The organism is Shewanella scandinavica, assembly GCF_031932065.1.
In the GTDB taxonomy this organism is placed as follows: Bacteria; Pseudomonadota; Gammaproteobacteria; order Enterobacterales; family Shewanellaceae; genus Shewanella; species Shewanella baltica.
Map to the genome: position 1 here is coordinate 58245 of NZ_JAUOES010000002.1, position 14342 is coordinate 72586.

At 45.1% G+C, this 14342-nt stretch carries 13 protein-coding genes; 5 read left to right on the forward strand and 8 right to left on the reverse strand.

From position 1 onward, the window contains the following. Positions 1–329: 329 nt before the first annotated feature. The 5 genes from Q4Q50_RS01730 (at position 330) to Q4Q50_RS01750 (ending at position 7496) form a co-directional block, all read left to right on the forward strand. On the forward strand, positions 330–908 hold the full coding sequence (locus tag Q4Q50_RS01730) for a thymidine kinase (protein WP_261271414.1): 579 nt from the start codon (positions 330–332) through the stop codon (positions 906–908). 134 nt (positions 909–1042) lie between these two features. Next, positions 1043–4120, forward strand: coding sequence for a transglycosylase domain-containing protein (locus Q4Q50_RS01735; protein ID WP_311898071.1), 3078 nt, complete (start codon positions 1043–1045; stop codon positions 4118–4120). A 1270-nt stretch (positions 4121–5390) separates the two neighbouring features. Then, a complete protein-coding gene (locus tag Q4Q50_RS01740; protein ID WP_311898072.1) occupies positions 5391–5783 on the forward strand; it encodes a hypothetical protein in 393 nt (130 codons plus the stop codon). A 118-nt stretch (positions 5784–5901) separates the two neighbouring features. Next, positions 5902–6726: a hypothetical protein gene (locus Q4Q50_RS01745; protein WP_311898073.1), complete on the forward strand. Its 825-nt coding sequence runs from the start codon at positions 5902–5904 to the stop codon at positions 6724–6726. Positions 6727–6821: 95 nt separating this feature from the next. Next, positions 6822–7496 carry a DUF5677 domain-containing protein gene (locus Q4Q50_RS01750; RefSeq protein ID WP_311898075.1) on the forward strand — a complete coding sequence of 225 codons (675 nt, stop codon included), beginning with the start codon at positions 6822–6824 and terminating at the stop codon, positions 7494–7496. Between the two features lie 281 nt (positions 7497–7777). Here Q4Q50_RS01750 and Q4Q50_RS01755 read toward each other — a convergent pair whose 3' ends face one another. The 8 genes from Q4Q50_RS01755 to Q4Q50_RS01790 all read right to left on the reverse strand — a co-directional run bounded on the left by Q4Q50_RS01755 (position 7778) and on the right by Q4Q50_RS01790 (position 14342). Continuing rightward, positions 7778–8998 (reverse strand): PQQ-dependent sugar dehydrogenase, encoded by a 1221-nt coding sequence (locus Q4Q50_RS01755; protein ID WP_311898077.1) that lies wholly within the window; start codon positions 8996–8998, stop codon positions 7778–7780. A gap of 187 nt (positions 8999–9185) precedes the next feature. After that, positions 9186–9944: a sulfite exporter TauE/SafE family protein gene (locus tag Q4Q50_RS01760; RefSeq protein WP_311898078.1), complete on the reverse strand. Its 759-nt coding sequence runs from the start codon at positions 9942–9944 to the stop codon at positions 9186–9188. A gap of 110 nt (positions 9945–10054) precedes the next feature. Next, a complete protein-coding gene (locus Q4Q50_RS01765) occupies positions 10055–10366 on the reverse strand; it encodes a cytoplasmic protein (protein WP_311898079.1) in 312 nt (103 codons plus the stop codon). 38 nt (positions 10367–10404) lie between these two features. After that, positions 10405–11007: a DJ-1/PfpI family protein gene (locus Q4Q50_RS01770; RefSeq protein WP_311898080.1), complete on the reverse strand. Its 603-nt coding sequence runs from the start codon at positions 11005–11007 to the stop codon at positions 10405–10407. An 88-nt stretch (positions 11008–11095) separates the two neighbouring features. Next, entirely contained in the window at positions 11096–11476 is a 381-nt protein-coding gene (locus Q4Q50_RS01775; RefSeq protein ID WP_311898081.1) for a hypothetical protein, read from the reverse strand. Between the two features lie 364 nt (positions 11477–11840). After that, positions 11841–12497 (reverse strand): 3-oxoacid CoA-transferase subunit B, encoded by a 657-nt coding sequence (locus Q4Q50_RS01780; protein WP_006082325.1) that lies wholly within the window; start codon positions 12495–12497, stop codon positions 11841–11843. A 129-nt stretch (positions 12498–12626) separates the two neighbouring features. Then, the gene (locus tag Q4Q50_RS01785; protein ID WP_311898082.1) at positions 12627–13331 is read right to left on the reverse strand and encodes a CoA transferase subunit A; all 705 of its coding nucleotides are present in this window, start codon (positions 13329–13331) and stop codon (positions 12627–12629) included. A gap of 87 nt (positions 13332–13418) precedes the next feature. Continuing rightward, a complete protein-coding gene (locus Q4Q50_RS01790; protein ID WP_311898083.1) occupies positions 13419–14342 on the reverse strand; it encodes a hydroxymethylglutaryl-CoA lyase in 924 nt (307 codons plus the stop codon).

Sequence of the window (14342 nt, forward strand, 5' to 3'; positions counted from 1 at the left end):
GGTAGATCTCACTTTTGAAATTTAGCTTTATTTACTATTTCCTTATAAAACAGTATTTAAGGTTAAATTAAGCTTGTGTTAACAAAATTTAATCATTTGGTGGCTGGTGATGGCTTTTATCGTGCTAAGGATTAAATAAAGTGAGCTGGAGTTGGTTAAGTCGACGATGGGAGAGTAAAACGCTGGATAAGTCAGCGCAGTTGCAGTAATTCATGATAAAAGCTTAGTCGCTGCTAGTGTTCTGATGTGAAGCGCAATGTTAGACTAGCGGCCAATTTGGCTCCGATGGCAGACGCGTAAGCGCTAACGTTTTTTAAAGGGTATAAGTCTTGGCTCAATTGTATTTTTATTATTCGGCGATGAACGCTGGTAAATCCACTTCCTTATTACAGTCATCCTATAACTATCGCGAACGCGGTATGAATACCTTAGTGATGACAGCCTCCATAGATGACAGATATGGCAAAGGTAAAGTGGCCTCGCGCATCGGCATTGAAACGGATGCACAGGTTTTTAGTAGCCAAGATGATCTGACTCAGATGATTAGCGATGTGCATCAAGCCACACCATTAAGCTGTGTGCTGGTTGATGAGTGCCAGTTTTTGAGTAAAGAACAGGTTAAGCAGTTGACGCATGTGGTCGATAATATTGATATTCCTGTACTCTGTTATGGTTTAAGAACGGATTTCCAGGGCGAACTCTTTAGTGGCAGTCATTATTTATTAGCTTGGGCCGATAAGTTGGTTGAGCTGAAAACCATTTGCCATTGTGGCCGCAAAGCCAACATGGTGGTGCGCCTCGACGGTGACGGCAAAGTGATGCGCGAGGGTGAGCAAGTGGCGATTGGTGGAAATGAAAGCTATGAGTCCGTTTGCCGTAAACATTTTCGTGAGTTCATCTGGGATTAGTCTTTGCTAGCAGGGCGTTGTTGGCGGTGAGTTTTTTGTGTGGCTTAATGGATTGATGTCTTGTTTTACTGAGTGGCAACGGATTTGCTGAGTTGCATGAAAGATATTTATTTTAGTGTTTTTTTGGAGCTGTTTTGCCTAATTCCCCGTCAGAGATGAAGTTCGAAAATTATCGTCCTCGTCCACCACAACCCGAACCTAAGGTGAAGGTTAAGACTCCGCGTAAAGCCAGATCTAAGGGCAGGGTCTGGTTCTTATTTTTTATCTTAATTTGCTGTATCGCACTATTGATTGGTCTTGAAGTTAAAACCTCGTTTTATCAAGCCAAATACATCAATCAATATGCTAAGACACTCACCTATGAATTAGAAAACTCACCGAGCACAGCGGTGATTTATCCAAGTTATGGCCCTTTCGATGAGCGCCATGGCTATAGCAAGTTACCTCAGTATATTGACAGGTTACTGCAACGGAATTTTCAGGTGACGCAGCAAGTGTCATTTTCGCCTGCCTTGCTGGAATACGCGCAGCTGGGTTTTTTTCCGCCTTACCACGAAAAGGCGCAATCTGGCTTAACGCTGCTCGATTGTCGCAATACCGATTTGTACGAGTTCGCCTATCCCAAACGGGTTTATCAGGACGACGATAAGATCCCCAATGAAATCGTTAATACCTTATTATTTATTGAAAACCGCGAGTTATGGACCACGGAAGATAAACTCAATCCCGTGATCGACTGGCCACGCTTTGTGGTGGCGGGGATGAGCCAAATTGCAGAGATGGTCGGCATGAATGTGTCCACCGCCGGTGGCAGTACGCTGGCGACTCAGATTGAAAAATTCCGCCATTCTTCCCAAGGCTTAACCTTAAGCATCAAGGATAAGTTACTGCAAATTGGCTCGGCCAGTGTGCGCGTGTACCAGCAAGGTGAGAATACCGAACCCGCTCGTAAGCGCATCGTCCAAGATTATTTAAACACAGTGCCATTATCCTCGGCGCCCAATCATGGTGAAGTGCATGGTATAGGTGACGGGCTGTGGGCCTGGTTTGGCACCGATTTCGATACTGCAAACAAGCTGTTAGCATCGCCACAAATCAAGGGTAATGCCGCCAAGCGTGGACAAGTATTCCGCCAAGTGGTTGCGCTGATGATCGCCCAGCGTCGCCCTTCATACTATTTATTACAAGGTCATGAAGATCTTGAAAATTTAGTCGATAGCCATATCCGCTTACTCGGCCAATATTATTTGATTGATCGTGGTCTGCGCGATGCCGCACTCGCGCAGAAATTGCAGTTTAGGGTCACTAAGCCGCAACGAAATACGCAATCGGGCGCAGATAAGGGCGTGAATACAGTGCGTATTCGTACCGCGGGCATGTTAAATGTGGGGCTGTACGATTTAGACCGACTCGACTTAACAGTAAACAGTAGCTTACACAGTGATTTACAGCAGCAAGTGAGTCACTACTTGCGCAGTCTGGCGCAAGCGTCGACCGCAGAGCAAGTGGGTTTATTGGGCGAGCGTTTACTCGAGCCAAGCCAACTGCAAAACGTGCTGTATAGCTTTACGCTTTACGAGCGTACCGACACCGCCAACCGAGTCCGTGTGCAGACCGACAGTACCGACCAACCCTTTGATATCAACGAGGGTAGTAAGTTGGAACTGGGTTCAACCGCTAAATTGCGGGTGATGGCGACCTACTTAGAAATCATCGCCGAGATCCACGAAAAATATTCTAAAAAACATGGTATTGAACTGGAATCTATCATTATCGAACCTAGGGATCACTTAACCCGTTGGGCGATTGATTACTTGATTGTGAATCCTGATAGACGTTTAGATCGCATGTTAGATGCGGCGCTACAGCGGGAATATTCTGCCTCAACCAGTGAGCAGTTCTTTACCGGTGGTGGTTTGCATGTGTTTAATAACTTTAAAAAATCGGAAGATGTTAAGACTCCGACACTTTATCAAGCTTTGCAGGATTCGATTAACTTGCCGTTTGTGCGCCTTATGCGCGACATAGTCAATTACAGCAGCAGTATGCAAAATGAGGGCAATATGGCCCAGTTGCTACGTAATGATAAAGATCCGCGCCGCGACGAATACCTGCGGGTATTTGCCGATAGAGAGGGTAATACCTTCGTCACTAAGTTTTATCGCAAGTATAAAAAAGTGGCTGCAAATGAGCGTTTTGGGATGTTCTTCGACGGTTTATCCCAGTCGGAGCAACAATTAACGTCGGCGTATCGCTACCTCTTACCCGATGAACCTATGTCGGCATTTAAGGCTTTTCTGCAGCAAAGATTGCCGCAGGTGAGTTATACCGATGGTCGTATTAAGAGCTTATATAACAAGTACGGCCCTGATAAATATAACCTGCCGGATCAAGGTTATATCGCACGGGTGCATCCGTTGGAATTGTGGGTGCTGGATTATCTTAATCACAATCCCGATGCTAATTTGAACGATGTTAAACAGGCGAGTGAAGCACAACGCCAAGAGGTTTATCGTTGGTTGTTTAGGACGCGACATAAAAACGCCCGTGACGTTCGAGTGCAAGTGATGCTCGAAGTGGAAGCCTTCCTCGATATACATCAACGTTGGGCGCGTTTAGGTTACCCCTTTGATGCTATGGTGCCATCCTTAGGTTCGGCGCTCGGCAGCTCGGGTGATAGACCTGCGGCCTTGGCCGAGTTGATGGGCATTATTCAGAATGATGGTTATCGTTTGCCCACTGTGCGTATCAATCAGCTGCATTTTGCCGCGGATACACCATACGAAGTGACGCTGCAGAATCAGAACACCCAAGGTGAGCGAGTCATGCGCCATGAAGTCGCGCAAGCTTTAAAAGCGGCGCTGGCGAACGTAGTGCAAAACGGTACCGCCCGTCGTTTGAAGGGCATTTTTACCGATGAAAAAGGCGAGATGTTAGCCATAGGCGGGAAAACCGGCACCGGTGATAACCGTATCGTGACTCAAATGCAGCAAGGTAAAAAAGTGGCGACGACTGCCATGAACCGCACCGCAACCTTTGTGTTTTATCTGGGGGATAAATACTTCGGCACTTTAACCGCCTTCGTGCCCGGCAGTAAATCTGATGATTTTAGTTTTACTTCGGCGCTGCCATTGCAGGTGATGAAAGGCATGATGCCTATTCTGTCTCCCTATGTGAAAACCGAGCAGGGTATGTGCGTGGTAAACGAATAAAGACAGTGATTTTCATGCCAAATTTAATATCCTCAAATTAACAACCGCAAGCTAACCACAAAGAGTGTTCATTAAGAACGCTCTTTGCTTTTTTATCGCTTAAACTATCTATCGATTCGTGTAAGAGGGTTATAGCGTCTCATACCAAGCGATAAAGATTTATTATGAATCACTGCTAAATAGCAGTGATTTTGGACGATTAATTGCATTCACTGACTCGAAAATACCCCAAAGCAAGACAATTGAGTTACGCAGCATTAATTGTCATTGTTTCCCCAGTGACACGCCATAAACTCGTCCCTGAGGGCTCTACTAAAACATCCATGTTTTAGAAGGTCACTGGTGCAACAATGCCAATTTTACTAACCCTCTTGCTGCTCGTTTAGCTAAAAAGCTATTGCCCCAAAGCTTGTTTCGCCTCTTTTAACTAGCTCCTCCAGCTACAGGTTTGTTGACCAAACTTTAGTAATGAGTGAAAGTTAGTATTGATTGCCATTCGTTCTACCTAAACGAGGATTTCATGGGGAAACCATTAGTTATCTGCAGTATCCTAGGGTTACTTCTAGGAGCGTTCATTTCACTATTGGATGTGGACGATTCTCTAAATGGCCTTTTAATTTCGATTGTGGCTTGTATAGCTGCGGGCTACATAACTGTCTATACAGTTAGAGATTATCCTAATCTATATTCGCTTGTCACGGTTTCAACGACCGTTCCGCTTTTGCTAATCAGTTATGGGATAAGAGATGGTTTAGCCTACACACTGGGTGTAGCATTTATATATGGAATTTGTTCCGTTCAGCTGTTCCTAGCATTAAGAAATTCTTTTCATAATGCAAAAGTTATTTTTAAAAGCTTTAAACCTCGTAAACGCTAAAATGTGGATGCCCCAAAACGAGTTAACTCGTTGTCTGTGGGGGAGTCAAACGCAGACTTTCTCGCCTACAAATTTTCATCCATTTCACTCAAATATTGCCCTTCTTTGAAATGCCTAAAAGCTGGACAGTCATATTGAAATCATCACGATTTTTATCCCAACTTCGTGCGCGTTTTCACATTCCAATATGAATAAATATAATTAAAATCATGAAATTATAAACCCTATGGGTTAGATAACAGGTTTGGGAAACGCGCATGCGCGTTTTTCCAGATGGTGAATTTAGCAAAATGCTGATAAGTTCATTACATACAGATAGTTAACTGTGCACGTTTTCACTGGCCTAACGTGATAAACGCGCATGTGCACGAATAAAATGTTAGAAGACTAGCGATGATATACGAGCCTAAGGTTGTAAAAGTAGAGACTGATTTCGAATCAGACACTACAGTAGACATTGACGAAATTACATTCGACAAAGAATGCTTAACCATCGCTGTTAAATCGAAGTGTTGGAGTATAAAAGTTCATTTCGATGCTATCTATGGTTTCAGAGTGCTTAATGAAGGTGATTTAGGCGAGTTTTGGAGTGAATGTAACTTAAAAACTGGTTGGTGTTTTGAAGTAATCAACGGTGGCTGGAATGCTCTGGAAAAAACTAGAGATCACTTCGTTACGGGTAAGCTATATCAGCCAAAGGAATATCTAATTATTGGTTTAAACGAGTGTGTTTCGGTTTTAGCTTTTGAGCAACCAAAGGTAGTAGAAACATCGTCTTCTAACTAACCACTGTAGTCGCCCGCGAGCGGGCTGAGACAAATACACGTAGGCTCAGTCGCTTCGCTCCAATTTTAGCCTACGTGTATTTGCCCCTAAGTGGGGCGTTAGCCATTAGGATAGCTCAATGAGTACAACCAGCATTAATTCTGATAATTATGCAGAACGACAATTAATTGTTGTAATGCCTGATGATTTTGTTGATTCAATCCGAAAATTCGAAGAAGAGATAATCGAAGAAAACAAGGAGACAAGCTTAAAAGAGGCTGCCATCCTTGCAATGAAGCTTGCAATTAAGACAAACATTTTCACCATGGCAATAGATGCATACAAGGCTTTGGAAAAACTAAAACAAAATGGATTCAATGCAACTTACATTAAGAAGTCAGAATCTTCAGGCTTAACTTTCCCCCCTGGGCATCCTCGCAATGGTGTTTTATATGTTGCGCATCCAGCAGATGACGATGTCTATTATGCAATGGCATCATTTCACAGAATGGCTTTTGAGCACAAATTTTCAGAAGCTATTGATATTTTAATGAGTTTGGGTGCTAATAAAATTAAGGTTGAACATATTCGCGGTTGGTCACATGAATTTTGCGGAGAATTGGCAGTTTCTACACCCACTGGCAACCTCAGTGCAACTGCACACAATACATCTAAAATCTCATCATCAATTTTATATGAGGCGACACTAGATGGACATACTACCCCCTCAATTCCAGATCAACTTGCTTGGTACAAACATGAGCCAACATGGCAATCAATTGCTAAGGGAAGAATTCAACATGGTCTTCGCGAGTTCTCACTATCAGTTGCATATGAAGATGATTTTGGAATTAATGCGGGTCTGAAAATTTCGGCTGTAAAATCAGGCTTAGAACTTGGTGGCAGATTTGAAGACCACCAAGCAACCATTTGGAGAATTTCAGGAACATTCACAAATGGCTAACCATTCAATCAATCGGGACGGCCAAAAGCAAGCTTTTGGCTCCCCTAGCTGGCGCTCGGCGCCCCTTATTTCAAACGTTATGAGTTCGGGAGAGCATGAATACTGTTGAAGATTGGGTGATACTTTTAAAGCTAAGAGAGTCTGAATTTAATGGGCTCGAGTACAGCACGCTCCAAGAAAAATATGTTCTTATACTGGCAACACGAATTAGTGAGCTTTGTCTCGATACAGTGTTGCTGCTCAATCAAAATCGAATCTCAAGTGCTCCTATCATTCTAAGGACAGCACTGGAATCATACGCGGATTTAAGTTCATGTATTACAGACCCTACATACTGGGAGCAGCTAACGAAATCTCTTTATTGGCAACTACATGAAGTTAGTAAAGGTGTAAACACAGAAAGGGCTGAACATTACAAGTCAATTGGAAAGTACTTGTCGGTTAATAAGCGTTTTAGTAAAGCCGGGTTATCAGGCTTATTTAATGGTTATTACAAAGCCCTATCGCTGCATAGCCATGGCAACTTGTCATCATTAATTGAATTTCACTCTAAAGATAGTAATGCTTATTTTGGAACAATTTCTGATGACGATAAAACCATAGAATATTTTGAGCAAGCTACGAACTTGCTAGCTTTATGCTTAAGAGATACTTGGGAGTTCTTTGAAATATCTCAGCAAGGCATCCAACAAGCACAAAGAATCATAGATAAAATCAATAAAACTCATAACAAGTCAATCCATTCGACCGCTGACGCGTTGGCTGATTGAGGCGTTAGCCCATAGAAATTTTCATCCGAAAATGACGAGTTAGAGTTAAGGCTTTAACTCGGAATTGTCCAAAAATGAGTTATCTTGAGTATGAAACTTTAATACTCAATTGCTGTTCTATTTATGCACCTAAGCGCAGATGAGTATGATGCTTTATTTTTCCACGTATTCAATCTGATGCTGTAGAATCAAGCACATGTGACGTTTCAGTATAGAACTTTATTCCTCAACCACCATTGAGCTTGTTGCACTGGTTAAAAGGCTTTGGTTAAAGCGAGTGCTTAATATTGCTGCGGTGAGATCTGGTAAAATTTTGATTTCGCTTCATCGGTCACAAGATAAATCAACCCATCAGGCCCTTGCACGACTGAGCGTAATCTTTGCCTCAATTCATTTTTTAGCAGCCGTTCTTCCTTAATAATCTTGTCGCCATCAAGTACTAAACGTACTAGCGTTTTTTCCTTTAGGCTGGCGAGTAAAATATTATTTTGCCACTGCGGAAATTTATCGCCCGTGTAAAACATAAAGCCCGCCGTGGCAATTGAGGGAACCCATTTGTAGACGGGTTGCTCCATTCCAGCTTTGTGGGTGCCTTCGCCGATTTTGCCGCCACCGTAATTCTCACCATAGGTAATCACAGGCCAGCCATAGTTTTTGCCCGCCTCATCAATATTGAGTTCATCGCCGCCCTGAGGTCCATGCTCGCCAGTCCATAATACTTTGCTGGTGGGATTAATGGCCGCGCCTTGCATATTGCGATGACCGATAGACCAGATCTCGGGCAAAGCGCCCGCCGTATTAACGAAGGGGTTATCCTTAGGCACAGAACCATCGGCATTAATCCGCACCACTTTGCCTAAATGATTGTCTAATGTTTGGGCGCTATCTTTTTCGCTGTAGCGGTCGCCAAGTGTGATAAATAAAGTGCCGTCAGGCGCCCACACCAAACGAGATCCAAAATGGTGGCCGCTGTTGATTTTAGGTTGCTGACTAAAAACGCGGCTGAGATTTTCAAGCTTGTTGCCATTGAGAGTAGCAAAACTCACCGCTGTGCTATTGAGATCGCTTGCATCACCTTCAGCGGGTTCTGAATAACTGAAATAGATTTTTTTGCTGCTGGCAAAATCTGGCGCAAGCACCACATCAAGTAAACCACCTTGACCTTTGGCATATAGCGGTGGCAAACCCGTTAAGGGTTCGCCCACTTTACCTACGGCGCTGACAATGCGCATTCTGCCGGCGCGTTCAGTCACGAGCATGCTGCCGTCGGGGAAAAATGCCATACCCCAGACATTTTCTAACCCTTGGGCTATGGTTTTTACCTGAATGTTACCCGTTTCCGTTTTGACGCTAATGCTTGTTGCGCTAGTGTTTTGCGCGTAAATAGCGGGTGAGCTTGCAACAAGACACAGGGCAAGACTTAAGGTACTGAGCTTCAAGGCCTTTAGCTTCAAGCTGCATAGTTTCTTCAAGCTGCATAGTTTAAAGGTGATCCGTTTCATCGCTATCCTTAGTCACAGTGCTTTCCTAAATGATGGCTCAGAGTAACAAGCCAGCAACCTAAGGGCAATTTATCGATGTGACCTTGTATCGAAACTCACTGTCTTGTTCCCTTGAGTCCAAGAACTGCGCGTTGGCTAATGCATTCAAAGGCTAACGTATTAAAACCTTGTTTCACGCATAAACAGCTCAGCGCATGAAAAAGCCTAAGGCCATCGCTAAACCGACAATCACAATAAAGCCGCGCAGCAAGGGCTGTGAAATACGATAGGCCAGCGCCGCGCCGACATAGCCACCAATAATCGCCATCACAGCAAGCAGCAACAGATATTGCCCATCGATAACATTGCCCGCGGCATAAACCACAACGGCGATGGCGGTGAGCAGGGCTGAAATCAGATTTTTAAGTCCGTTCATCCCATGTAGATTGGTTTGCCCCATCAGCCCAAAACTTGCGAGTAGTATGATGCCTAAGCCACCATTAAAATAACCGCCATAGATACACACAGCCGACAGCATTATCAGTGCCGTTATCGGACTTAACATTGGCGTAGAGGTGTTTTCGCCTTGCTCAGCGATTCTTCGTTTGAGCAACCAAGGGCCAACAATAAAGGCCGCGGTGGCCAGTAAAATCAGCCAAGGGATCAGTTTTGCGAAGACTTGCTCGCTGGTGGTCAGCAAAATACCCGCGCCAATACTGCCGCCGATAAGGGCAATCAAGATCAGATGCTTAAGACTAAGACTCGCCGGATATTCTATATCTTTTCTAAAACGCCAAGCACTGGCGATATAACCGGGTAACAGCGCGGCTGTCCCCGTTGCATTCGCCGCAATCGGTGGAACCCCGACAAACACTAACGCCAAAAGAGTAATAAAACTGCCACCACCGGCAACCGCATTGAGCATGCCGCCTAAAAAGCCAGCGAGTGCAATAATAAGCCAGTCCATAGATACCGCTCCTTTGGGCAATGAGATAGTTAAACAGAGAGTTCATTTGAGTGCTAAGAATGAGTCTGTTCTCGTGAGTCAATCTAAGTACGTCACCCTAACAGGATGATTTAGATATCCCAAATACCAGACATAAAAATAACTGCAGCTATGGCTTCACTTTGCTCGGTAAAAACATCTTCTCCCCAGCAATTTTGCCCACGTTCTTGATAATAAACTTCAAAGGTACTGAGCATAGGTGTTCGAATGCAATACCAACCATCGAAAGTATTCTTGGCAAAATGCACCCAATGCTGCGCATCGGCAGTTTGGATTTGCTGTACGAGTATTTCATTCTGAGCCAGTAAAGCCGCAAGTTCACTCTGGGTGGTGATCTGGTGCTCGGCTTTTATTGCCTCTAGAAGATTTTTTAGTGTAATCATGGAGTCCCTTGCTTCTAGCAGCGAACCGAAACCACTTGCTAGCGAATTGCAGCTGCTATTGATGATTGGATCAGCGTCTCATAAACATCAGCTTGGCCTGCAGGAATAAGCTGCCGGTGTATTTCGCAGCGTTTTGCAATGTCGAATAAGCGCTCAGCGACCCAGCCGGTTAAATAGAGTGAGGACAGGCAGCCACCCGCGGTGGCAATATTGCCATTGATAACCAGAGCACAGTCTTCTACATCGACGCCCATGGCCACTAATGCGGGTTTTGCATCGGGGTGAGTCGTTGCCGAGATATTGTCGAGTAAGCCTAATTTGGCAAAGAAGAATGACCCCGCGCAGATACTGCCAAGCAATTGCCGTGTGGGATCTAATTTAAGGGCAGACATAAACTCAGTATCTTCGAGCGCGGCTGGCACGCCTTTGTAGCCACTGCTAAATAACACCACGTCGGCATCAGTGACTTCGGCCACATGACCATCGGTTGCAACCGTCATCCCCAAACTTGATCTGTGGCTAGTTTTGGTCCCGAGTACTTTCACATTCCAGTCTGTTTTTGTCCTGCCGAGGATGTCACGCATGAGGAAAAAATCGATATCGGTAAATTCATCAAATATCACAATTGCAATCTGGTACATAAGCTTTCCTTTGGCTTTGTGCTGATAGTTGTTTTAGATACGCTTCTTTAATTGTGTAATTTATACAATTGCTTGGCGATTTTTAGGGTTAAGGCTTTTTCGATTTTGCGGGTAAGTGATGCCAATTAACTGCGTATCGATATAGGGCTAAACACTGCGGAATGGTCAGCATTAGGATGATCACATAGTCGATATTTGAGCTTATGTCTGATGGATTTGTCGCATTACTGGCCCAATTGATGTCTAAGTACACCAAGCTCCATACGCAGAATATGGGGAAGAATCGTTGCCACACTTTTTGTGAGAAAAACCGTAATTTATAGACTTGGCCTTGAAGGCCAATTAATCCCTGCAACATCACCAGCCAATTGATAAAATCGTACCAAGCGACAGTGGACATCATAGCCGCGCGGTAATTCATGATTAATTGCAGTACACAAAACCAGAAATAGATCCTCCATGCCCGCATACCGCTCTCCGTGTTACCCATAACCTAAACTTTTATCGCTACGAGCGGTTTGCGAACGACAAATAAGGTATTCGTTCTGCATCCTTATCACGATCTGCAATGAGCCATAGCCTACTACTTGCCGTGTATTATCGCTTTTTTAAGAGGTAATTTACTGAAATATAGCGGGTTAATCAGGTAATTCATACTAATGAATGAGTGGTGCAATTGACTAGGATTAGCTCTCAAGTCGCAGCGCTAGCTAATTGTTAGATAAACAAAAAGCCCAGAATTATCTTCTGGGCTTTTAAGGTATAAAACTTAGTGCATCAAACTGGAGCATTGATGCTAAGAAGCAACCTTAACCTCTTAGATTAGAGAACGCTTAAAACACCATTTCTGGTACATGCTCTGGCACGATTAACTTGCCAGCAGTTTTGCTGACGATTTCTTCAACGCTCACACCTGGGGCGCGCTCTAAAAGATGGAATGCGCCATCTTTTATTTCGATAAAGGCTAAATCTGTGACGACGCGTTTAATGCAGCCGTAACCTGTTAGCGGCAATTCGCACACGGGTAGCAGCTTAGAATTGCCGTATTTATCGGCGTGCATCATGGTCACGATAATGTTTTCGGCGCCCGCGACTAAATCCATTGCGCCGCCCATGCCCTTGATGAGTTTACCGGGGATCATCCATGAGGCGATAGAGCCATTCACATCGACCTCAAAGGCGCCGAGTACGGTTAAATCCACATGGCCGCCACGGATCATGGCAAAGCTTTCCGCCGATGAGAAAAATGAAGCGCCTTTCACTGCGGTAACGGTTTGTTTGCCCGCATTGATTAAATCGGGATCTATGGTGTCTTCGGTTGGGAATTCGCCCATGCCAAGTAGACCATTTTCCGATTGCAGCATCACTTCCATGCCGCTCGGAATATAGTTAGCGACCAGTGTTGGAATGCCGATGCCGAGGTTGACGTAGTAGCCATCTTTTAATTCTTTGGCGACGCGCTGAGCCAGTTGTTCTCTTGATAATGCCATGATTTTTATCCTTTCTATTTGGCTTTGACGCTTTGGTCTTTACTCTTAGGCTTTTCCCTTTAGTTTTTTACTTTAGGGAGCTAAGTGCCAATTGCGTTAACTGTGTTTCAAGGTTTTTGCCTGCGCCTTTTATTTCGCGGCTTTTACCGTGCGCTGCTCGATACGTTTCTCGAACGTGCCTTGAATAACGCGGTCAACATAGATGCCCGGCGTGTGGATATGATCTGGGTCTAGCTCGCCCGGCTCAACAATAAACTCGGCCTCAACCACAGTGATTTTGCCCGCGGTCGCCATCATAGGGTTAAAGTTGGCGGCGGTTTTACGGAACACCAAATTACCCATGGTATCGGCTTTCCATGCGCGCACTAAGGTAAAATCTGCGGTCAGCGACTCTTCTAATACGTAATGGCGACCTTTGATTTCGCGGGTTTCTTTACCATCAGCGACTGGCGTGCCGTAGCCTGTAGCGGTGAAAAATGCCGGAATACCTGCGCCGCCTGCGCGGATCTTTTCCGCCAGCGTGCCTTGGGGCGTTAAAATCACGTTCAGTTCACCAGAGAGCATTTGCTGTTCAAAGGTGGCATTTTCGCCCACGTAAGAGGCGATCATAGTGGCGATTTGGCGATGTTTTAACAGTAAACCAAGGCCAAAGTCGTCAACCCCAGCGTTGTTTGAAATGGCGGTTAAACCGTTAACGCCCATCTTAACCATTTGATTAATTAAGCCTTCGGGAATGCCGCACAGGCCAAAGCCGCCGACCATAATGGTCATGTCGTTTGATAAGCCGTTTAACGCTTCTTCATAGCTGCTGACGACTTTATTGAGTCCTGCCATTGTGATGTCCTTTTATGCTGTATAAAACGCGCGGGAAATAACGCGCGTTTTTAATAACGGTTGTTGGTGTCGTTAATTATTGTTGTTCTATTTTGCTAACAGGGCCGTGGCCACTTTCGAACCGTTGTTGCGATTCAGCTGTGTGCTGATTGCTTGCCCTGCCAACGCTAGCTTGTTGAGATCGATACCTGTCTCTAATCCCATGCCGTGCAGCATATACACTAAGTCTTCGGTGGCAAGATTGCCCGACGCGCCTTTGGCATAGGGGCAGCCGCCAAGACCTGCAACCGAGGAGTCAAACACCCGCACACCTAAGTCTAAGCAGGCCAAAATGTTAGCTAATGCTTGGCCATAGGTGTCGTGAAAGTGTAGCGCCAGTTTATCCATAGGCACACGTTCAGTCACAGTTTGCAGCATTCTACGGGCTTTTTGCGGCGTGCCGATACCGATAGTGTCACCGAGCGATATTTCGTAACAGCCCATTTTGTAAAGGATTTCAGACACGCGGGCCACTTCACTGACCGCTATCTCACCTTCGTAGGGGCAGCCGAGCACGCAGGACACATAGCCGCGCACTGGAATATTGTGCGCTTTTGCTAATTCCATCAACGGGATAAAGCGTTCAATCGACTCTTCAATCGAGCAGTTGATATTGCGTTGACTAAAGCTTTGTGAGGCGGCGCCAAATATCGCTACTTCGGAAGCTTTTGCATCCAGTGCCAGTTCAAAGCCTTTGACGTTGGGCGTGAGCGCGCTATACACCACGCCGCTTTGACGCTGTATTTGCTTGAGCACATCGGCAGAATCGGCCATTTGTGGCACCCATTTGGGTGACACAAAACTGCCGGCTTCGATGCGCTTAAGCCCTGCATCTGCCAGCGATTCAATCAAGGCGATTTTAGCTGCCGTCGGCACAGCGACTTCGTTTTGCAGGCCGTCGCGCGCGCCCATCTCGAAGATGCTGACCCTATCTTTGGCGTCCGCAGCTTGGCTTAGATTGACTAAAGACAT